This window comes from Mesorhizobium sp. ESP6-5 (assembly GCF_020164695.1).
Lineage (GTDB): Bacteria > Pseudomonadota > Alphaproteobacteria > Rhizobiales > Rhizobiaceae > Mesorhizobium > Mesorhizobium australicum.
The window spans coordinates 21,653-41,611 of the sequence record NZ_JAIUGR010000011.1; the positions used below are offsets into that span (position 1 = coordinate 21,653).

Annotated in this window: 18 protein-coding genes and 1 pseudogene; 9 read left to right on the forward strand and 10 right to left on the reverse strand. The window is 63.6% G+C overall.

The genetic code is table 11. The features are described from left to right. Window positions 1-27: 27 nt before the first annotated feature. The 3 genes from rpoD to LB524_RS18830 form a co-directional block, all read right to left on the reverse strand. Window positions 28-2,052, reverse strand: coding sequence for an RNA polymerase sigma factor RpoD (gene rpoD / locus LB524_RS18820; RefSeq protein ID WP_140789534.1), 2,025 nt, complete (start codon window positions 2,050-2,052; stop codon window positions 28-30). 427 nt (window positions 2,053-2,479) lie between these two features. Beyond that, complete coding sequence (gene dnaG / locus LB524_RS18825) at window positions 2,480-4,414, reverse strand: DNA primase (protein ID WP_224529174.1); 1,935 nt, start codon at window positions 4,412-4,414, stop codon at window positions 2,480-2,482. A 143-nt stretch (window positions 4,415-4,557) separates the two neighbouring features. Continuing rightward, window positions 4,558-4,926 carry an RcnB family protein gene (locus tag LB524_RS18830; protein ID WP_224529177.1) on the reverse strand — a complete coding sequence of 123 codons (369 nt, stop codon included), beginning with the start codon at window positions 4,924-4,926 and terminating at the stop codon, window positions 4,558-4,560. Window positions 4,927-5,305: 379 nt separating this feature from the next. Here LB524_RS18830 and LB524_RS18835 point away from each other — a divergent pair, with 379 nt between their 5' ends. From LB524_RS18835 to LB524_RS18860, 6 genes and pseudogenes are all read left to right on the forward strand, one after another. Further along, window positions 5,306-6,970, forward strand: coding sequence for a Na/Pi cotransporter family protein (locus LB524_RS18835; protein WP_140665049.1), 1,665 nt, complete (start codon window positions 5,306-5,308; stop codon window positions 6,968-6,970). A 130-nt stretch (window positions 6,971-7,100) separates the two neighbouring features. Then, window positions 7,101-7,310, forward strand: coding sequence for a DUF2061 domain-containing protein (locus LB524_RS18840; RefSeq protein ID WP_015316213.1), 210 nt, complete (start codon window positions 7,101-7,103; stop codon window positions 7,308-7,310). Between the two features lie 113 nt (window positions 7,311-7,423). Continuing rightward, window positions 7,424-8,608, forward strand: a complete 1,185-nt coding sequence (locus LB524_RS18845; RefSeq protein WP_224529179.1) for an MFS transporter — start codon at window positions 7,424-7,426, stop codon at window positions 8,606-8,608. Between the two features lies 1 nt (window position 8,609). Beyond that, window positions 8,610-9,647, forward strand: a complete 1,038-nt coding sequence (locus LB524_RS18850) for a P1 family peptidase (RefSeq protein WP_224529183.1) — start codon at window positions 8,610-8,612, stop codon at window positions 9,645-9,647. An 81-nt stretch (window positions 9,648-9,728) separates the two neighbouring features. Then, a pseudogene (locus LB524_RS29120) lies at window positions 9,729-9,956 on the forward strand (IS1 family transposase); the annotation flags it as partial. 597 nt (window positions 9,957-10,553) lie between these two features. Then, the gene (locus LB524_RS18860; protein WP_224529186.1) at window positions 10,554-11,537 is read left to right on the forward strand and encodes a murein L,D-transpeptidase catalytic domain family protein; all 984 of its coding nucleotides are present in this window, start codon (window positions 10,554-10,556) and stop codon (window positions 11,535-11,537) included. A gap of 27 nt (window positions 11,538-11,564) precedes the next feature. Here LB524_RS18860 and LB524_RS18865 read toward each other — a convergent pair whose 3' ends face one another. After that, complete coding sequence (locus tag LB524_RS18865) at window positions 11,565-12,356, reverse strand: alpha/beta fold hydrolase (RefSeq protein ID WP_224529189.1); 792 nt, start codon at window positions 12,354-12,356, stop codon at window positions 11,565-11,567. A 99-nt stretch (window positions 12,357-12,455) separates the two neighbouring features. On the opposite strand from LB524_RS18865, the gene LB524_RS18870 reads away from it, so the two are divergent. Continuing rightward, window positions 12,456-13,373: a LysR family transcriptional regulator gene (locus tag LB524_RS18870; protein WP_224529200.1), complete on the forward strand. Its 918-nt coding sequence runs from the start codon at window positions 12,456-12,458 to the stop codon at window positions 13,371-13,373. A 59-nt stretch (window positions 13,374-13,432) separates the two neighbouring features. Here LB524_RS18870 and LB524_RS18875 read toward each other — a convergent pair whose 3' ends face one another. Next, window positions 13,433-13,882 carry a GatB/YqeY domain-containing protein gene (locus tag LB524_RS18875; RefSeq protein ID WP_015316206.1) on the reverse strand — a complete coding sequence of 150 codons (450 nt, stop codon included), beginning with the start codon at window positions 13,880-13,882 and terminating at the stop codon, window positions 13,433-13,435. A 275-nt stretch (window positions 13,883-14,157) separates the two neighbouring features. Between LB524_RS18875 and carA the strand changes: the two genes are divergently transcribed. After that, window positions 14,158-15,363: a glutamine-hydrolyzing carbamoyl-phosphate synthase small subunit gene (carA, locus tag LB524_RS18880; RefSeq protein ID WP_224529203.1), complete on the forward strand. Its 1,206-nt coding sequence runs from the start codon at window positions 14,158-14,160 to the stop codon at window positions 15,361-15,363. A gap of 33 nt (window positions 15,364-15,396) precedes the next feature. On the opposite strand, the gene LB524_RS18885 is transcribed toward carA, so the two are convergent. Together LB524_RS18885 and LB524_RS18890 are read right to left on the reverse strand one after the other, a co-directional pair. After that, the gene (locus LB524_RS18885) at window positions 15,397-16,662 is read right to left on the reverse strand and encodes a TCR/Tet family MFS transporter (RefSeq protein ID WP_224529206.1); all 1,266 of its coding nucleotides are present in this window, start codon (window positions 16,660-16,662) and stop codon (window positions 15,397-15,399) included. Window positions 16,663-16,819: 157 nt separating this feature from the next. Next, the gene (locus tag LB524_RS18890; protein WP_140721869.1) at window positions 16,820-17,743 is read right to left on the reverse strand and encodes a neutral zinc metallopeptidase; all 924 of its coding nucleotides are present in this window, start codon (window positions 17,741-17,743) and stop codon (window positions 16,820-16,822) included. A gap of 191 nt (window positions 17,744-17,934) precedes the next feature. Between LB524_RS18890 and LB524_RS18895 the strand changes: the two genes are divergently transcribed. Then, window positions 17,935-18,159: a hypothetical protein gene (locus LB524_RS18895; RefSeq protein WP_224529208.1), complete on the forward strand. Its 225-nt coding sequence runs from the start codon at window positions 17,935-17,937 to the stop codon at window positions 18,157-18,159. 91 nt (window positions 18,160-18,250) lie between these two features. On the opposite strand, the gene LB524_RS18900 is transcribed toward LB524_RS18895, so the two are convergent. The 3 genes from LB524_RS18900 to mntR form a co-directional block, all read right to left on the reverse strand. Beyond that, window positions 18,251-19,108: an alpha/beta fold hydrolase gene (locus LB524_RS18900; protein WP_224529210.1), complete on the reverse strand. Its 858-nt coding sequence runs from the start codon at window positions 19,106-19,108 to the stop codon at window positions 18,251-18,253. A 26-nt stretch (window positions 19,109-19,134) separates the two neighbouring features. Next, window positions 19,135-19,323: a hypothetical protein gene (locus tag LB524_RS18905; protein ID WP_015316201.1), complete on the reverse strand. Its 189-nt coding sequence runs from the start codon at window positions 19,321-19,323 to the stop codon at window positions 19,135-19,137. Between the two features lie 104 nt (window positions 19,324-19,427). Then, entirely contained in the window at window positions 19,428-19,877 is a 450-nt protein-coding gene (gene mntR / locus LB524_RS18910; protein WP_015316200.1) for a manganese-binding transcriptional regulator MntR, read from the reverse strand. Window positions 19,878-19,959 lie beyond the last annotated feature (82 nt).

Sequence of the window (19,959 nt, forward strand, 5' to 3'; positions counted from 1 at the left end):
CCTTAACTGTTCGCGACAAAAATGAACTCAGCTATCGAGGAAGCTGCGCAGCTTGCGCGAGCGGCTCGGGTGCTTGAGCTTGCGCAGCGCCTTGGCTTCGATCTGGCGGATACGCTCGCGGGTGACCGAGAACTGCTGGCCGACCTCTTCCAGCGTGTGGTCGGTGTTCATGCCGATGCCGAAGCGCATGCGCAACACGCGCTCCTCGCGCGGGGTGAGCGAAGCCAGAACGCGCGTGGTGGTCTCGCGCAGATTGGCCTGGATCGCCGCGTCGATCGGCAGGATCGCCATCTTGTCCTCGATGAAATCGCCCAGATGCGAATCCTCCTCGTCGCCCACAGGCGTTTCGAGCGAGATCGGCTCCTTGGCGATCTTCAAGACCTTGCGCACTTTTTCGAGCGGCATGGCGAGCTTCTCGGCCAGTTCCTCCGGCGTCGGCTCGCGGCCGATCTCGTGCAACATCTGGCGCGAGGTGCGCACGATCTTGTTGATCGTCTCGATCATGTGCACCGGAATGCGGATGGTGCGCGCCTGGTCGGCGATCGAACGCGTGATCGCCTGCCTGATCCACCATGTCGCGTAGGTCGAGAACTTGTAGCCGCGGCGGTACTCGAATTTGTCGACGGCCTTCATCAGGCCGATATTGCCTTCCTGGATCAGGTCGAGGAACTGCAGGCCACGATTGGTGTATTTCTTGGCGATGGAGATGACGAGGCGCAGATTGGCCTCGACCATTTCCTTCTTGGCGATCGCGGCTTCGCGCTCGCCCTTCTGCACCTGGTTGACGATCTTTCGGAATTCCAGGATCGAAATGGCCGTTTCCGTGGCCAGATTCTGGATCTCGGCGCGCAAATCCTTGATCGCGTCCTTCTCGTTCTTGGTGAATTCCTTCCAGCCGCGCGAGGTCAGGTTGGCGATCGAACGCGTCCAGTTGGGGTCGAGTTCCGAGCCCTGATATTCCTTCAGGAATTCCTCGCGGCGCACGCCATAGCTTTCGGCCAGGCGCAACAGCTTGCCCTCGTTCTGCACCAGCCGCTTGTTGATGTCGTAGAGCTGCTCGACCAGCGCCTCGATGCGCGCCGTGTTGAGCGACAGCGACTTCACCGCCTTGATCAGCTGGTCCTTCAGCTCCTTCAGCCGGCGGTCCTGGCTGGGCGACAGCGTGCCGGCGGCGGCCAGACGGTTCTCGACCTGCTGGTCCTGCAGCTTCCTGAGCTTCTTGTAGGTGTCGGCGATGACGTCGAGCGTCTCCATCACCTGCGGGCGGAGTTCCGCTTCCATCGCCGCCAGCGACAGGCTCGCCTCGTCCTCGTCTTCCTCGTCGTCATCGCCGATGCCGCGCGTGTCGGCGCCGACATTGGTGATGTCGTCTTCGTCGTCGCGTCCGCGACGCGACTTTTCCTCGACCTTGGGTGCTTCCTCGATGCGTTCGACCACCGGCGCCTGCTTGGCTTCGGGGCCGGCATAGGTGGCTTCGAGGTCGATGATCTCGCGCAGCAGGATCTTGGATTCGTTGAGCTCGTCGCGCCAGATGATGATGGCCTGGAAGGTCAGCGGGCTTTCGCACAGGCCCGCAATCATCGTCTCACGGCCGGCCTCGATGCGCTTGGCAATGGCGATTTCGCCTTCGCGCGACAGAAGCTCGACCGAGCCCATCTCGCGCAAATACATGCGCACCGGATCGTCGGTGCGGTCGGTCGGCTCTTTCTTGGTGGTGGTGGCGGCGACCGCGGTGCCGGTCTGCTCGGCCAGCTCGTTGGCGTCTTCCTCGGCATCGGCGGCGGTGTCGCCGGCCTCGGCCTCTTCGCCCTGTTCGTCATCCTCGACGACGTTGATGCCCATGTCGGACAGCATCGCCATCGTGTCCTCGATCTGCTCGGAGGTCACTTCCTCGGAAGGCAGCACCGAATTCAGCTCGTCCATGGTGACATAGCCGCGCTTCTTGGCGGCCTTGATCATCTTCTTGACAGCATCATCGGAAAGGTCGAGCAGAGGCCCATCGGTGGCGCCTTCGCGTTCGGTCTCGACCTCTTCCTTTTCCTTTGTCGCCATAGTCTTTATCTTCTCCTAGCGGCCGGCCATCGGGGCCGCGTAAGCTGTCGGACCAGTCAAATCGGATACGCCCGTTTTTCTAAACGCGCCTTACCCGGCCCACAAACTGCATCCACTCTTTTGTTTGGTGCATGCCGTTGCCCCAAAACCGGGTTTCACTCTTGGGCGGCATACATTAAGTCCAGATTAACCCTGATATCTGTGGCAGGCGGGCCGCCTGTCCAGTGACCAAGTACCTTGCATCGCTTGTTTCCCGTCGACGCGGGTGCGGGTTAACGTTTCGAATCGTCCTGATTCCGTCATTCTGTCCGAAGGTCAAGCGCCTCTGGCATGATTCGCATGAAAAAAGCGAATCAATTACCCGACTTAGCGCACCGCGCCCCCAAGGGAAGCGCGGCCGCGCCTTCATTCCTGCACTCAGCTGCACTTAGGCTCGCCCAGCCCTGCCCGACGAAACGCCAAATCCTTCGATCAGCGCTTCCGTCGCTTGTACATCCTGAAACTGCGCCTGAATTTCGATCAGATGGCGGAAATTTTCGTCCGAAGGATCCGCCTCGAGCGCCGCTTCCGCCTGTTTCAGTTCCTTATGTAAGGTGCGCGCGCTGCGCTGCAAGTGCAACGCCTGGTTCAGGGCGTCGCGGGCGTCCTCGAGCGCCGCCGTCTCCAGCGCCGGCCATTGCCGCGCCCGCTTGATCAGGCCGACGGCGCGCTCCCAGATCTCGGCGCAGCCGGCGCGCTCGATCGTCGCCACCACGGCGTGGCGGTCGTTGGCCATGTCATGCGCCATCGCGTCGAGGATGGCGGCATGCAGCCGGGTCAGATCGGAATTGGCGAGATCGAGGAACTCGACATGAGCGAAGTTCTCGTCGATCAGCGCCGGATGGTTGATCAAGGCGACGATGATCGTCGCCTCGCGCACCGACATCCCTTCGCTGCCGCGCTTGACCAGCGCCGACTGGCCGAGGCTTTCGGTGATCGCCATGCGGCCGCCGCCAGGCTTGGCGAATTGGCCACCGGGTGCGGCTGCCTTGCCCTGCCCCGGTTTCCAGTCCTGGCGGCCTTGGCGCGCATTGCGCTGGGAGCCGAAGAAGCTCTGCACCCGTTCGCGCATTTCCTGCTGGTAGTGGTAGCGCGTGCTTTCGTCGCGGATGCGGCTGCTGAGTTCCCGCAGCGTCTGTCCCAATTCCGCCCGCCGCTCCGGTGTGTCGAAGACACCGCCCGCAGTCTCCCGCATCCACAGGAGGTCGACCAGCGGCCGCGCATCGGCCAGCACGGCGCGGAAGGCATCCGGCCCCTCGGCCTTGACCAGGTCGTCGGGATCCTTGCCTTCCGGCAGCAGCGCGAAGCGCGCCGAGCGTCCGGCCTGTACCGACGGAAGCGCCATGTCGGCGGCCCGCCACGCCGCCTTCAGCCCGGCCTTGTCGCCGTCGAAGCACAGCATCGGCTCCGGCGCCATGCGCCACAACAATTCGAGCTGGTTTTCGGTAAGCGCGGTGCCGAGCGGCGCCACGACATTGTCGAAGCCGGCCTGCGCCAACGCGATCACGTCCATGTAGCCCTCGACGGCGATGACCGTACCGCCTTTCGCCAATGCCTTGCGGGCGCGGGCGAAATTGTAGAGGACATTGCCCTTGTGGAAGAGCTCGGTGTCGGGCGAGTTCATGTATTTGGCGAGCGCGTCGGGCGCCAGCGCGCGGCCACCGAAGGCGATGATCTTGCCGCGCGAATCCGGGATCGGAAACATGATGCGGTCGCGGAACCAGTCATAGGAGACCGGGATGTCGTCGCCATGGCGCACCAGCCCGCAGGCCTCGATATCGGCCTTCGGCACGCCCTTGGCCGCCAGATGTTCCTTCAGCGCATTGCGGCTGTCGGGCGCGAAGCCGAGCCGGAACGACTGCTGCGTCGCCGGCGTCAGCCCACGGTCGCGCAGATAGGCGCGGGCTTTGGCGCCTTCAGGCCCTTGCAGGCGCTCCTGGAAGAAGACGGTCGCCATTTCCATGACGTCGGTCAGGCTGGCGCGTTCCTTCTCGCGCCGTTCTTCCTGCGCATCGCGAACCGGCATCGGCACGCCGGCCATGTCGGCGATCTTCTCGACGGCCTCGGGAAAGCTCAATCCCTCGAGTTCGGTGAGGAACTTGAAATGGTCGCCCGAGACCGAGCAGCCGAAACAGTGGTAACGCCCCTTCTTGTCCTCGCAGTGGAAAGACGGGCTCTTTTCGCCATGAAACGGGCAGCACGCCCAATAATCGCCACGCGAGGCATTGGTCTTCTTGCGATCCCACGCGACGCGCAGGCCGATAACCGATGAAATCGGCACGCGGTCGCGGATCTCGTCGAGAAAGGCGGGTGGAAAGCGCATTAGGGAACTCGTTTCCCCACCATATAATCATGCCCGCGATTTCAGACGACCCCTAATGCGGACGATGCCCGGTTTCCACAGGCCAGATAGAAAGGCGGCCATTGCGGACCGCCTTTCTTTTTCAGTCCGGCACCAGTCGGAACTTACTGCGCGGCAAGCGCGCCGAAGATGACGCCGGAGAGGATGCCGACCAGCACATAGTCGTTGCCGACGCGGATCCATTCCTGGCCGCGGCCGGGACGGTGCAGGCCGTAGCGGCCATAGTCGCGGATCGGCCGGTGCTGCCTCCAGCCGGAATATTTCTGGCCATTGCGCCAGTTGTTCCGCTTCACCACGACCTTCTTCTTGAACACACGCTTTTTCATATCCCGGTGGTCGCCGGGCCTCTGCCAGTCGACCTTGGTGTAGTTCGACTGTGGCGCGACCGGAGCATTCATCGGCGCTGCCTGGCCGGTGAGTAAGGTGGCGGCCAGCATCGAGAAAGCCAGAGCGGAAAGAACAATGCGTTTCATCGGAAGTCTCCTTGGTTGTCAATGCCAGAGGAATAGCGGCCAGGGGATGAACCAAAACTGAACGCCAGCATTACAATTGTGTAATGAATCTCGCTGTTTATCCCGAAGATTTGAACATAAGCGCAAGCAGCGGCGCCAACACCCTCGCAGGTCCGGCCGACCCACGGCTCAAGCCCGTGCAACCATTTGCGGACCCGTCCATTTTCCGACACCGGCCGTCGCCTCGCGGCGAGCCCTTGAAATCGACAAATTTTTATTATCCGGCTAAAATATTCCGGCTATATTCCAAGGCTGCCATGACCATGATTCGTACCTTCGCTTTAACCACCGGTCGCCATGCTGCCCACCGCGCGCGCCATGCCGGCATGCGGGCGCCGCGATGAGCGGCTCGGTCGTCCTCCTGCATCTGGCCGGCGCGGTGGCGCTGATGCTGTTTGCCACCCGCATGGTCAAGACCGGCGTCGAGCGGGCCTATGGTGACGTGCTGCGTCATCGCCTGCGCGCCACCATGCGCAATCCGATCATGGCAGTGCTGGCCGGCACCGGCCTTGCGATCGCGCTGCAAAGCTCCACCGCCGTCACCTTGCTGGTCGGCTCCTTCGCCGGTTCAGGCATCGTCTCGGGCGCCGCCGGTCAGTTGGCCGTGCGTGGCGCCGAGATCGGCTCGGCTCTGGTGGTCAAGCTTCTGACCTTCGACCTCACGCTGTTGGTGCCGCTCTGCCTGATTGCCGGCACGGTGATGTTCATGGCCACGGAGCGGCGCGACTGGCGCCAGACCGGCCGCATCCTGGTCGGCATCGGCCTCCTGATCCTGTCCCTCGAAATGATCGGCCAAGCGTCCGAGCCGCTGCGCAACAGCCAGCTGCTGCCGGTCATCCTCAATTACTTCTCCACCGATTCCATCACCGCGTACCTGCTGGCGGCAATGATCACCTGGCTGTTCCAGTCGAGCATCGCGGCGGTGCTGTTGATGGCGACGCTGGCCGGCCGTGGGCTGATCAGCCCTGAACTCGGCCTTGTCCTCATCCTCGGCGTCAATCTCGGTTCGTCGCTGATCGCGCCGATGCTGACACGCTCGGCCAGTCCCGAAGTGCGTGTCGTGCCGGTCGGCAACCTCTTGATGCGCGGGCTGGGTTCGCTGGTCATGCTGATCCTGTTCATGATCTTCCGGCCGCATGTTGCCTTCCTCGGCCCGACGGCGGCCGATCAGATCGTCAACGCCCATATCCTGTTCAACGTGGTCATCCTGCTCGCCGGCCTGCCGCTGGCCGGTCTGGTCTACCGAGCCTCCGAAAGGATCGTGGCGCTCGGCGCCAAACCGGCGCCGGCCGCTGCGCTCGACGTCGTCGAACTGTCGGCGCTCAACGAAAGCGCGATCGATGTGCCGAGCCAGGCCCTGGCCAACGCCACACGCGAGGTGGTGCGTGTCTGCGAGACGGTCGAGATCATGCTCAAGCGCATCATCGAACTCTACGAGGACGCAGACTCGGACAAGATCAAGGCGCTGGCGGCCCTCGACGACCGTGTCGACCGCAGGCACGCGGCCATAAAGCTCTACCTCGCCAAGGTCACCAGGAATCCGATGACCGAAGACGAGGCGCTGCGCTGCCAGGAGCTGATCGGCGCCTGCGTCAAGCTCGAGCAGGTCGGCGACATCATCGTGCGCAACATGCTGGTGCATGTGAAGAAGAAATTCGACCGCGGGCTGGAATTCACCGACGAAGGCTGGAGCGAATTGTGCGCCTTCCATGGCTCGGTGTTGGCCAATGCCCGGCTCGCCTTCAACGTCCTTGTCTCGCGCGATCCCGAAACCGCGCGCCAGCTCGTGCTGGAAAAGGACCGGCTGCGCGACCGCGAGAAGGAAACCAGCGCCAGCCATTTTATGCGCCTGCGCGAAGGCACCGCCAAAAGCGTCGAAACCAGCTCGATCCACCTCGACACCATCCGCGACCTGAAGCAGATCAACTCGCTGCTGGCCTCGATGGCCTACCCGGTTCTGGAAGAGCGCGGCCTGCTCACGGGATCGCGGCTGAAGGCGAGCTGACCGGCGGAAGCTTCCTGCAATCGCACCGATTTGGAACCCGCTTCCATCATTCGGGAAAGAGCGCCAAATTTAGCCTTTGCTTATCCAGCCATCCGTCGGCTAAGCATCCGTTTCCACCGGGAGGAAATCGATGGATACCCATTCGCGCAGTTTCGCCAAGGCGCTTTCCTGGCGCGTGACCGGCACCATCGATACGATGATCATCTCGCTGGTGGTGACCGGAAGCATCAAGCTTGCGGCCGCCATCGGGGTGACGGAGGTCTTCACCAAGTCGCTGCTCTATTATTTTCATGAGCGGGCATGGCTGAAGATTCCTTACGGACGCAAGTCCGTCACCTGATGGGCTTGCGATCGATGGGTCCCGTCAAGAAAACCTAAACCGGCGACAAAAATTTCTGGATTGCCTGCCAAGGCCATCCATGGTTTGAGCCCTGCATTCGGGGGTTCCTTTTCATGTCGCTGCCGCTCATCGCCCTGTTCATCGCCGCCTTCGCTTTCGGCACCACCGAATTCGTCATCGCCGGCGTGCTGCCGCAGGTGGCGCAGGGGCTAGGCGTTTCGGTTCCTTCCGCCGGCTACCTTGTCTCCGGCTATGCCTGCGGCATCGCCATCGGCGGGCCGCTGCTGGCGCTCGCCACCAAGAGCCTGCCGCGCAAGACCTTGCTGCTTGGCCTCGCCGTCGTCTTCACCCTCGGCCAGGCGGCCTGCGCGCTGGCACCCGACTTCGCCTCGATGCTGTTGCTGCGCATTGCCGTGGCTGTCGCGCATGGCGCCTATTTCGGCGTCGCCATGGTGGTCGCCGTCGGCCTTGTGCGCGAGGATCAGCGCGGCATGGCGGTCGCCGTCATCCTGTCGGGTCTCACCGTCTCCAACGTCATCGGCGTGCCGGCCGGCACCGCCATCGGCAACATCTGGGGCTGGCGCGCGACCTTCTGGGTGATGTGCGCGCTGGGCGTGGCGGCAACGCTCGCCATAGCCGCCTTGCTGCCGCGCACCACCGGATATCAGGCCAAGGCGGCGAGCCTTGCCAGCGAAGTCCGCGTCCTGGCGCGCCAGCAGGTCTGGACTTCGCTGATCCTGATGCTGATGCTGATGCTCGGCCAGTTCTGCCTGTTCACCTACATCACCCCGACGCTGCTGGAGGTCACCGGGCTCGACGAAAACCTGGTGCCCTGGGTGCTGCTGCTCAACGGCGTCGGCGCCACGCTTGGCGTCTTCCTGGGCGGCAAACTGTCCGACTGGAAACTGATGCCGTCGCTGATCACCATGCTTGCCCTGCAGGCAGTGACGCTGGCCATTATCTATGCCGTCAGCCCCTATCCCGTGCCGATGGTCGTCGCGATCATCGTCTGGGGCGGCCTCAACTTCGCCATCGGCACGCCGATCCAGACCCGGATCCTGGCTTGGACGGCGGACGCCTCGAACCTCGCCGCCTCGCTCATCCCGTCCGGCTTCAATATCGGCATCGCGCTGGCCGCATCGCTGGGCGCCGCCATGCTCAATGCCGGCTACGGCTATCGCAGCCTGTCGCTTGTTGGCGCCTCTGCGATGCTGGTCGCCGTCATCGTGGCTGTCATCTCCCATCTCTGGGAACGGCGCAGCGACATCGGCCCGCCAGTACCGGCGGCCGCCGAATAACATGGCAAGGACTGTCGCCGATTTCGGCCTGACCTGCGGCAACTTGCCGGCGGGCCCGCACAACGCGATCACCGACGTGCCTGGCGTGCGCGTCGGTCACTGCACGCTGCGCGACGGCGACATCAACACCGGCGTGACCGCGATCCTGCCGCATGGCGGAAACCTGTTCCGCACCAAGGTGATGGCGGCAAGCCATGTCATCAACGGCTTCGGCAAGACCGTCGGGCTGATGCAGGTCAAGGAACTCGGCACCATCGAGACGCCTATTCTCTTGACCAACACGCTTTCGGTCGGCACCTGCGCCACGGCGCTGATCCGCGACGCCATCCGCCAGAACCCCGATATCGGCCGCACCACCGGAACGGTCAATCCGGTGGTCGGTGAATGCAATGACGGTCCCTTGAACGACATCCAGGCCATGGCGATATCAGAGCAGCATGCCCTTGCCGCGCTGGCGGATGCCCGAGAAGGCGCGTTCGAACAGGGCAATGTCGGCGCCGGAACGGGAATGAGCTGCTTCGGCTTCAAGGGCGGCGTCGGCTCGGCCTCCAGGAAAATCGCGCTCGCCGGCGGACATCATCTTGGCGTTCTCGTCCTGTCGAATTTCGGCAGGGCCGGCGACCTCGTCCTGCCCGATGGGCGCCGGCCCGACCCCAGGCGGCAGGCCGAGGCCGAACGCGGCTCGATCATGATCGTTCTGGCGACCGATGTGCCGCTCGAACACCGCCAGCTCGAGCGCCTGGCGCGCCGTGCGGGCGCCGGCATCGCCAGGCTCGGCTCCTTCTGGGGCAATGGCAGCGGGGACATCGCCATCGCCTTCAGCACCGGCAACCCGGTCGACCACGATGAAAACCGCGATCTGGTGCCGCTGCTCGCGCTCAACGAAGCACGCATCGACATCCTGTTCCGGGCGGCGGCGGAAGCGACGCAGGAGGCGGTGCTGAACTCCATGCTGTCCGCCGAGGCATTCACCGGCAGGGCCGGCACCCATCGCGCATCGCTCGCCGACTGGCTGCGCGACCAGGCCGAAAGGCGATAGATAGGCGCAGAAAACGCCATCAGATGGCCGCCGGCGTGGAGTTTCCAAACGGTCTCTTACAAATCGATCCGAAACCGCAGGCTCTCCACGTCTTTGGCGGAGCGCCAGAACCTTACAATGCGGATGCACATGCGCCGCTTCACGCGCCTGACCAACGGCTTCTCAAAGAAGGTTGAAGCTCACGCCAACGCGGTTGCACTTCACTTTATGTACTACAATTTTGTTCGCATCCATGCTTCTCTGCGCATGGCCCCTGCGATGCTGGCGTCACTGACAAGCTTTGGGAGATCGTGGACATCGTTGCGCTGATCGAGGCGAAGGAAGCCGAGGAGCCAGTGGTGCGCGGTCCTATAAAAAGCGGGCTTAGGCCTGTACCGGACCAGCGCATTGGGGAGCAGCATTATGCAACAGGTGGTGGGCCCAAATGGGTTTTTCACAAACCTGTTTGGATTCAGTACCATCATACCTATAATCCTATTTCTTATCTTTATTGGTCGAATAGTTCTCAAAGACTGGCCTCTCATAGATCGGCAAGGAGGGTATCTTAGTTACTTCTTCATTCACCGAAAAAGAGATGCAAAAATCTTGATCGCCCTGTGGGTTGTTGGCTTATGTAGCCTTCTCACAACTGCGTTCCTCTCACGCTTTAGCCCGAGAGGCACGCGACGCCGACCAACTCGGCAAATTCAAACTGACCCACTACCGTTCGTAGATATGGAGGCTCCCGCCGCAAGCCTTGACCCAGCATGTCCGTTTATGGATGGTTGCGCGTCGGCCTGGTCTTTTCGCGCCTACTTGCCGGTGCGCTAAACAAGATGTGTTTCGCCTGACGGCGCGCCGCGTTTTATGATCGCCTCGGGTGATTCCGCGGGGATCACAAACGGCTTCGACAGGAGAATGGGTCCGGTGCGGTTGAGATCTGTCCCGTTGGGTGTCGTTACGTTCCTCGGTCTCCTCGTCGTCGTCATGGCCTTGATGGCATCGGCCCGGTCCTTTGCCGCGCCATCGGCCATTCCGGCCTGGCTGCAGGCCCATGTCGGCGATGGCGATGGCCAGATTTCACAAGTGGTGCTGGAGCGGGCGCGCGCGCTTTACCTGAAAAAAGTCGCCCAGGGCGTCGTCCGGAACCCCTGCTACTTCGCCATGGACGCCACCCGTCCCGGCGATTTGGGCAATGGCGTGCTCGGGCGCCGCTACTATGTCGTATGCGAAGCCAGCCAGTCGTTTCGCGCGATTTCGTCGGGGCACGGCGGCGGCCGCAACCTGAAAGGCACGGTGGATTTCTCCAATGGCAGGCGCTGCGCCAGGAATTTCGGCAATGCCATGGATTCGGAGCTGACCGCCGGCGGTCCGTACATGACCCGCGAGGCGAAAACCTCGTTCAAGGGCTATTATCGCATCGGCGCCAAACAGGACGTGGCTTTCCAGCGCACCTTCATCCAGTTCGACGGCGAAGGCGAAGCCGCCAACGCAAGGCAGCGCGTGATCGGCGGCCACGCGGCGCAGGTGCTGCGCGGCATGTGCCTGCGCAAGAGCCCGAGCAGTTCCTATGCCGACCATGACGGCTTCGTGCCGTTCGGCAAGCTGGTGGATTATGCCGGCGGCCGCAGCAATGGCTGCACCAGCTGGTCGCCGGCCGATGCCAGGCAGCTCATCTCGATGGTGAAGGACAACCCCACCACGCTCTATATCTATCCGGAATCGCGCGACATCGCCGCCGTGGCAAACGGCCATTCCGCTTCCGGCACCTACTGGAACGCATCCTGCCTGAAGGAGATCGGTACGCCGAAATTCTGGCCGCGAAAAACCCTCGAGCCGGTCATTGCCCAGTACAAGAAGGACCATCCGGCGGCGCCGCCGCAGCCACTGCCGATGTGCAAGGAGCCGTGACATGGACCCACGGCCCCCTGCTCCGGCTCAGTGCAGGAAATCGAGCACGGCCTGCATGAACTCGGTGGGGTATTCCACGTTCGACAGGTGAACCGCGGGCAGCACGACAAGCTTCGCCCCGGGCACGGCTGCCGCGATCAGTTCGCTGTGGCTGGCCGCTGTCACCGTGTCACGCTGGCCGGCGATTACCAATGTCGGCCGGTCGATCAGGGCCACCGTGCGGCGAAGGTCGGCGTCGCGAACCGCGGCGAACAGACCCGCCAGGCCCAGACGGTCGATCTCAAGCAACATGGCGCGGAATTTCTCGATGACGGGCTCGTTGGCCGCCACCATGCCGGCCGGGAACCAGTTGTTGAGGAACACTTCGGCGGTTTCCGACATGTCCGGCGCCTGCCGCACGACGGCGATCCGCTCGTCGAAATAACTTGCCGGCGAGAGGTGAGATGAAGTGTTGCTCAGGATCAGCCGGTCGACCCGCTCGGGCGCGTGGATGCCGAGCCACTGCCCAACGAAGCCGCCCAGCGACAGGCCGAGGAAATGCACCCGGCCAAGGCCGAGCGCATCGATGAGTTCGATCACGTCGCGGCCAAGCCGGTCGAGCGAATAGGCGCCGATCGGCACGCTCGATCCGCCATGGCCGCGAAAATCGTAGCGCAGAACGCGGAAATGCCTGGACAGTTCGCCGATCTGGCCATCCCACATGTGCAGCGTCGTGGCGGTGGAGTTGGACAGCACCAGCACCGGTTGCCCAGCGTCACCGTCGAGCTGGTAGGCAATGCGCGTGCCGTCACCGACAGTCACGAAATTCAACTCACTCATGATTAAATCCTTTTGGAACGTTGAATGAGGCAAAGCGTAGCTGTGGCTGGGATTTGGTGATATTACAAAGATAGGACAATCTCTGTAATCAAAGCTGACATGGCCGAATTCACCTTGCACGACCTCCAGTGCTTCGACGCGGTGATCCGCAGCGGCGGCTTTCAGCCGGCCGCGGCCCTGCTCCATCGCTCGCATCCGGCGGTGTTCGCCGCCGTCGCCAGGCTCGAACGACAGCTCGACCTCGTCCTCCTGGATCGCGGCGGCTATCGCGTGCGGGCGACGGAAGCTGGGCTGTCGTTCCATCGACGGGCGCAATCGCTGCTGCGCGAACTGGAAGGCCTGAGCATCCACGCCGCCCAGCTCTCGATGGGCGAGGAAAGCGATATCCACGTCGTGATCGGCGACCTCTGCCCGCGCCCGCAGGTGCTGGGCATGCTTGGGCGGTTCTTCGCCCAGTGCCCCGGCACGCGGCTGCATCTCCATTTCGAAGCCGTCGGCGGCCCGTGGGAACGCCTTTTTGACGACAAAGCCGATCTCATCCTGCACTGGATCGACAAGGGCGACGTACGGGTGGAATGGATCGATCTCAGCAAGGTGTCGTTCATTCCCGTCGTGGCGCCGGGCTTTCTGCCGAAGCGCGTCGAACAACCGGTCACACTGGAGAAGATGCAGGCATTCACCCAGTGCGTGATGCGCGACACCGCCCTGCATTCGCCACGACAGGACTATTTCGTGGCCGAGGGCGCGCCGCGATGCCTGGTCCCCGATCAGGCCGTGAAGAAGGAACTCATCCTGCAAGGGCTCGGCTGGGGCCACCTGCCTCACTTCCTGATCGCGGAAGAGCTGCGCGACGCCCAGCTGTTATCCATAGCCGGCAGTCATCTGCCGGGCCGCACCGACGAATTGGTGGTGGCGCGCCGCCGCGACCGGCCGCACGGCCCGATCGCCAATCGCTTGTGGGACCATATCCAGCGGGAAGCACCTGCATTGCGCCGCGCATTGGAGCCTCGGGTCTAACAGCGCAGCTTGGCGTCGAGTGGCCGTTTTGGAAGCCGACGATGCGAGAGTAGAAAGCCCTACTGCAGCAGCGCCTTGACGATGCCGCTCGCCTTGCCGAAATCCATCTGGCCGGCATATTTCTGCTTCAGCGCCGCGATCACCTTGCCCATGTCCTTCTGGCTGGCCGCACCGGTCGCCGCTATCGCCTCGCGCGCCGCCGCCGTGACCGCGGCATCGTCAAGCTGCGTCGGCAGGAAGCCGCGGATGATCTCCATCTCGCCGCGTTCCTGCGCGGCCAGTTCCGGGCGCTTGCCGTCCTCGAACGCCTTGGCCGATTCCTCGCGCTGCTTCACCATCTTGGCCAGGATCTGCAGGATTTCCTCATCGCTGGCGGGTTCCTTGCCGGCACCGCGATTGGCGATGTCGCGGTCGTGGATGGCGGCCTGGATCAGCCGCAATGTCGGCAGCCGGTGCTTGTCCTGCGCCTTCATCGCGGTCTTCAGGGATTCGGCGATTTTCGCGCGCATTGCTCTCTCTCCTTCGGTCGGCGCGGACCATAGCGCCGGGGACAGGCCAACGCAAACCCTGATATGCCAGGGCAAGCCTATGATATTCCTCAATGAAATAAATCGCGGCCCTCCTTCGCATGATCATTGACCGCCCTGCCCCCTTCCCCTATGTACTGGGCCTTGCATGAACTGAAGCTTGGGTGCGTGGAGACCGCGAATTCGCCGCTTCGCGCCGTTTGCCGCGCCAACGCCCGCCGGGCTATGGAAGCGCGCGGCTTGATAGGAGTGCCGCCATGGCCGAGATGACGCCCGCCTGGGCCACTGAAAAGCCGACCGCCCTTCTGGTGCTGGCCGACGGCACCGTCATCGAGGGTCGCGGCCTCGGCGCCACCGGCTCGGCGGTTGCCGAGGTCTGCTTCAACACGGCACTTACCGGCTACCAGGAAATCCTCACCGACCCGTCCTATGCCGGCCAGATCGTCACCTTCACCTTCCCGCATGTCGGCAATATCGGCACCAATGGCGAGGACATCGAAGACCTCAATCCGGCCGCTCGTGCCGGCGCCGTCGGTGCCGTGTTCAAGGCCGATGTCACCAACCCGTCCAATTACCGCGCCGCCGGCCATCTCGACCAGTGGCTGAAGAAGCGCGGCATCGTCGCGCTCTCGGGCATCGACACCCGCGCGCTCACCGCGCTGATCCGCGAAAAGGGCATGCCCAATGCCGTCATCGCGCACGCGCCCGACGGCGTCTTCGACCTCGACGACCTGAAGCGGCGTGCCGCCGCATGGTCGGGCCTGATCGGGCTCGATCTCGCCAAGGAGGTCACGTCGGGCCAGTCTTCTGTCTGGCGCGAGACGCCTTGGGCGTGGAACGAAGGCTTTGGCGAACAGGCCGAGCCTTCGCTGCACGTCGTCGCCATCGACTACGGCGTCAAGCGCAACATATTGCGGCTGCTCGCCGGTCTGGGCGCCAAGGTGACCGTGGTTCCGGCCAGCACCGGTTCGGAAGAAATCCTCGCCATGCGGCCCGACGGCATCTTCCTCTCCAACGGCCCCGGCGACCCGGAAGCCACCGGCGACTATGCCGTGCCGGTCATCCAGGACCTGCTCAAGACCGACATTCCGGTGTTCGGCATCTGCCTCGGCCACCAGATGCTGGCGCTGGCGCTGGGCGGCAGAACCGCCAAGATGCATCAGGGCCATCACGGCGCCAACCATCCGGTCAAGGATCACACCACCGGCAAGGTCGAAATCGTTTCGATGAACCACGGCTTTGCCGTCGATGCCGACTCGCTGCCCGCGGGTGTCGAGGAAACCCATGTCTCGCTGTTCGACGGCTCGAATTGCGGCATCGCGTTGACCGGCCGCCCGGTATTCTCGGTCCAGCACCACCCCGAGGCCTCCCCCGGCCCGCAGGACTCGCACTACCTGTTCCGCCGCTTCGTCAACCTCATTCGCGAAAAGCGCGGCGAGGAATTGCTGGCGGAAAGGGCCTGAGACGCGTCGCGCCACCCCTCACTTGCCTCCGGCTCACAGCTGGGCTCCATCTTCCACGACATCGTTCGTGACAGTCATGACCGTCGCCGGCCTGGCCACCTTGGTGACGAAGACGATGACCGCCAGCACCAGGAAGCATGCACCGACCAGATAGGGCGCGCCGCCGAAGGTGACGGGCGCGCTGGGGCCGGTGAACCAGGAAAAGATCGCGGTATAGAGCAGCGGCGTGACGATCGAGGTGATCGAGAAGATCGAGGTCATCGCGCCTTGCAATTCGCCTTGTGCCGAAGGGGGAACCTTGGCTGCGGCGAGGCTTCTCAGCGGCGGATCGGCCAGCGCTTCCAGGCAGCCGACGACGATCACCGCGTAGACCATCCAGCCTTGCGAGGCGAAGGCATAGCCGAAGGCGCTGGCCGCGGTGAACGTCAGGCCGATGACCGCCGTCCTCCACTCGCCGAGCCTGGGGATGACGCGCGGCAGCACCGTGCCCATGACGATGGCGCCGCACAGGCCGAAAGCGCCGAGCGAGAAGCCGATCTGCTGCTCGCTCCAGCCGTAGCGGTAGTTGGAGACGAACGACCACACCGCCGGATACATCATGTGGCCGAGCGTCATCAGGAAGAAGACCAGCCCAATCCAGCCGATGCCCTGATATTGGCGCATCTGCAGAAGCGTGCCGACCGGGTTGGCGCGTTTCCACTCGAAGCGGCGGCGGTGCTTTTCATCGAGCGTTTCGGGCAGGAAGAACATTGCGATGAGGAAGTTCACGAAGGCGAGCCCGGCGGCGAAAAAGAACGGCACGCGCGGCCCGAACGTACCGAGCAATCCGCCCAGCACCGGCCCGATGACGAAGCCGACGCCGAAGGCGATGCCGAGCAGGCCGAAATTCTTCGCCCGGTTCTCGTCGTTCGAAATATCGGCGATGAAGGCCGACGTCGTCGAATAGCTGGCGCCCGAAATGCCGGCCAGGACGCGGCCGATGAAAAGCATCGGATAGGACCAGGCGATGGCACAGATCAAATTGTCGATGGAGAAGGTCAACACCGAGGCGAGCAGGATCGGCCGCCGCCCGAATCGGTCGCTCAGGCCGCCCATGATGGGCGCGAAGAAGAACTGCATGGCCGCATAGACGAAGAACAGCCAGCCGCCCTCGATCGCCGCTTCGCTGATGCCGACGCCGGTCAATTCCCTGAGAAAGGCCGGCAGCACCGGCATGATCATGCCGAAGCCGATGATATCGAGCAGCAGCGTGGTGAAAACCAGCGCAAGGCCCCGCTTGGCGGTTTTGGGATCGATCATGATGGGTCAAGCTCCTCTGGCCGCCTAGGGGGCGCGGGCGGACGCACCTTATAGGCGAGCCCGCGGAAAGGAACAGTGCGGGAACAGGCAGGAAGCTTTGATCCTGACACTCCCTGACGGCGCGTTGGCCGCCAGGTCCATGTCCGAAAACGGCTGCTTAGAGCGGGCCGCTCATCGTGTTGCAGTCCGAAAGCTTGCCGCTCTTGTATCCGCGTGTCAGCCAGGTCTGCCGCTGCTGCGAGGTGCCGTGGTTGAAGCTTTCCGGCACGACATAGCCCTGCATCTTCTTCTGCAGCGTATCGTCGCCAATCTGCTTGGCCGCGTTCAGCGCGCTTTCGAAGTCGCCCTGCTCCAATATGCCCTTCTGCCCGGTGTAATGCGCCCACACGCCGGCGAAGCAGTCGGCCTGCAACTCGATGCGCACCGACAGCTGGTTGGCATCGGCTTCGCTCATGCCTTGCCGCATCTGGTTGAACTTCCCCATGATGCCGGTGAGGTTCTGCACGTGGTGGCCGACCTCATGCGCGATGACATAGGCGCGGGCGAACTCGCCGGAAGCGCCGAACTGCTGGTCGAGCTGCTGGAAGAAGGTCATGTCGAGATAGACCTTGTGGTCGCCCGGACAATAGAACGGTCCCGCCGCCGCCGAGGCAAAGCCGCAGGCGGAGCGGACCTGGCCGGAAAACAGCACCAGCTTCGGGTCCTCGTAGGTCAGGCCTTGCGACTTGAAGATGCCGGTCCAGGTGTCTTCCGTCTCGGCGAGCACGGTCGCCACGAACTGCTTCATCTCGTCATTGGCTGGCGTTGCGGCGCTGTCCTGGCCGCCGCTGTTGTCCGATATCTGGCCACCGCCGCCCGGCAGCAGGCCGCCGTCGCCACCGCCCAGGATCGTTGAGGGATCAAAGCCGAAATACCATCCTGCCAGCACCACCAGGATGACGAGGAATATGCTACCGCCGCCACCGGCGCGGCCACCGATCGGAATGCGGAACTGGCCGCCACCACCACCGATCCCGCCGCCGCCGCCATCGCTGCGGTCGTCCTCGATATTGTCACTCTGACGACGGCCTCTCCAGAGCATGGCAACTCCTCGTGCTGCAAACTTCCCCATTGCTCCGGCAGGGCCGGCTCAATCCAACAAACAAGTATCGCAATGGTTGCTCCAAGTCACAGCATTTTTGTGGCCAGGCAGCGCCGCATGGCCGCTCCACCACACTGGCCGGGAGCGCCGCAAGGCCTGTCGCATCGCCGGCATTGGAAGGGGTTCCAGGCTTGAGGACGATCAGGTGTTTCCTGTCGATGCCGGTGGCGTTGCCGTGCCTCGGGCTTGCGAATGCCGGCGCGGTGACGCTCGATCCCAGCGTCGCCGTCACCGATCCGCTCACCCTGCAGGCGCTGGAGCGCGGCGGCCTGTCGATCAGCCGTTTGCTCGGCCCCGCGCTCGGCGTCACCCGCGACGTCGACAATCGCGGCCCTTACAAAAAGCGGGTAGCTTGATATAAACAGGTTGGCGGCCCGTAGCTCAGGGGAAGAGCGCCAGTCATGTGCTGGAGGCCCCGGTCGAGACGGGCGGGTCCGCCACCAAATTTCATACTGAGACACTGCCAGCGCCCCAGCCGGCTTCCAGGCTCCGCCAAAACTGGAGGACCGTTGCGGCGATCGCCTCCGGCGCGTCTTCCTGGACGAGATGCTTGGCGCCGGGGACTGTCTGAAACGTCGCGCCGGGAATGCGCCGCGCCAGCTCCCGGCCGTCCTTTACCGGGATCCAATCGTCATTTTCGCCCCACAGGATGGTGACCGGACAGCGAATCTCGCCATATCGCCACTCCACTTCCTCCGTGTACTTGTCGTCCATCTGCGCGACTTGCCTCCAGAACGCCTTCTGGCCCTCGTCGCCAAGCCATGGACGCAGATAGGCCTGCATCTCGTCTGTGCGCAACGAATTGTCCGTCGCGCCATCGATGTAGGCCCCCAAGATCGCTTCGTGGACATATGCGGGCAGCCCGGCAAAAACCTTCTCGTTCTGCCTGGCTGCCTGGACCAGCGGCGAACCTTGCGGGCTGATCGCCACTGGATCGATCAGCACCAGCGAGCGGAACTCCAAACCGTTGAGCAGATGACCGCGCAGAGCGGTCGATCCGCCGAAATCATGCGCGACCACGTCGGGCCGTTCCAGCTTCCAGTGGGCATAGAGCGCCGCGAACAGCTCGTTCTGCATGCCACGCGACACATCGCCGTCCGGCTTGTCCGACCAGCCATAGCCAAGCATGTCGAAATAGTGGACGCGTCGCTGCTTCGTCAGCCATGGCGCGATGCGGCGCCACTCGACCGAGGAGAATGGCGTGCCGTGGAGAACGACGGCGGGCGGTCCTTCCCCCATGACGCCCCAGGCGATCGAATGTCCCTGAAAGACAAAGCGTTCAGGCGGGCGCCACTCGATGGTCATCCGCATCGGTCCAGAACTGCTGCCGCTTACTCTTTCTGCTTGGCGCCGGCGCTCTTGCCGTCGGAGCTTTTCGAGCGTTCCTCGAAACGATCGGCGCCTTTCTTCAGCGGATGTCCCGTTTCGGCCTCGGTCTTGCGCTCGTCCCTGGCGGCCGCCTGTTCCAATCCTGTGGCTGCCTGCTTGCCTTTTGCGGTCGGTGCCTGCTCGATGCCCATTGCTTCCTCCCTGGCGCGCAATAGGCGCGCAACGAGAGGGCAACGCGTATAAGCGCCGGCGGTTCCAGCGGCTAACATGGTCGAAAACGCGGCAATGAAGCGCTTCAGCGCGCCGTCATCGCCTTGCGGAACGCTTCCAGGGTCTCGGCGCTGACATGGTGTTCGATGCCCTCGGCATCGATGCGCGCCGTCTCGGCGCTGACGCCGAGCGAGCGCAGAAAGGCCTCGACGGTCTGGTGGCGGATACGGCTTTCCTCGGCGACCTTGCGGCCGGCATCGGTCAGGAACACGCCGCGATAGGGCTTTCGCGACACCAGCCCGTCGGCGCATAGCCGCGTCAGCATCTTGGCCACCGTCGGTTGGGCGACGCCGAGGCGCGCGGCGATGTCGACCTGGCGCGCCTCGTTGCCGTCCTCGATCAGGTCGGCGATCAGTTCGACATAATCCTCGACCAGCGCGCTGCGGCGCGCTTCGCGCGTCTGCCGGAACCCTTCCGAATGGACATCGGCATCGAGCAACGGCTCACGCGGGACCGGTCTGTTCTTCAGCGCCAATGCGCGCTCCTCCTCGGGAGTTTGCCGTCCCTGCTTTTATAGCACGGGCTCTGATTCTTCAGGCCGTTTATTTGCATTCCGA

Excerpts from the sequence above, each read along its gene's own strand:
- dnaG (WP_224529174.1), bottom strand. The coding sequence starts at position 4,414 with ATGCGCTTTCCACCCGCCTTTCTCGACGAGATCCGCGACCGCGTGCCG.
- LB524_RS18875 (WP_015316206.1), bottom strand. The coding sequence starts at position 13,882 with ATGCGCGCGAAAATCGCCGAATCCCTGAAGACCGCGATGAAGGCGCAG.
- LB524_RS18850 (WP_224529183.1), top strand. The coding sequence starts at position 8,610 with ATGGCAAGGACTGTCGCCGATTTCGGCCTGACCTGCGGCAACTTGCCG.
- LB524_RS18870 (WP_224529200.1), top strand. The coding sequence starts at position 12,456 with ATGGCCGAATTCACCTTGCACGACCTCCAGTGCTTCGACGCGGTGATC.
- LB524_RS18890 (WP_140721869.1), bottom strand. The coding sequence starts at position 17,743 with ATGCTCTGGAGAGGCCGTCGTCAGAGTGACAATATCGAGGACGACCGC.
- LB524_RS18905 (WP_015316201.1), bottom strand. The coding sequence starts at position 19,323 with ATGGGCATCGAGCAGGCACCGACCGCAAAAGGCAAGCAGGCAGCCACA.
- LB524_RS18865 (WP_224529189.1), bottom strand. The coding sequence starts at position 12,356 with ATGAGTGAGTTGAATTTCGTGACTGTCGGTGACGGCACGCGCATTGCC.
- LB524_RS18835 (WP_140665049.1), top strand. The coding sequence starts at position 5,306 with ATGAGCGGCTCGGTCGTCCTCCTGCATCTGGCCGGCGCGGTGGCGCTG.
- LB524_RS18845 (WP_224529179.1), top strand. The coding sequence starts at position 7,424 with ATGTCGCTGCCGCTCATCGCCCTGTTCATCGCCGCCTTCGCTTTCGGC.
- LB524_RS18900 (WP_224529210.1), bottom strand. The coding sequence starts at position 19,108 with ATGACCATCGAGTGGCGCCCGCCTGAACGCTTTGTCTTTCAGGGACAT.
- carA (WP_224529203.1), top strand. The coding sequence starts at position 14,158 with ATGGCCGAGATGACGCCCGCCTGGGCCACTGAAAAGCCGACCGCCCTT.
- rpoD (WP_140789534.1), bottom strand. The coding sequence starts at position 2,052 with ATGGCGACAAAGGAAAAGGAAGAGGTCGAGACCGAACGCGAAGGCGCC.
- LB524_RS18885 (WP_224529206.1), bottom strand. The coding sequence starts at position 16,662 with ATGATCGATCCCAAAACCGCCAAGCGGGGCCTTGCGCTGGTTTTCACC.
- LB524_RS18840 (WP_015316213.1), top strand. The coding sequence starts at position 7,101 with ATGGATACCCATTCGCGCAGTTTCGCCAAGGCGCTTTCCTGGCGCGTG.
- LB524_RS18830 (WP_224529177.1), bottom strand. The coding sequence starts at position 4,926 with ATGAAACGCATTGTTCTTTCCGCTCTGGCTTTCTCGATGCTGGCCGCC.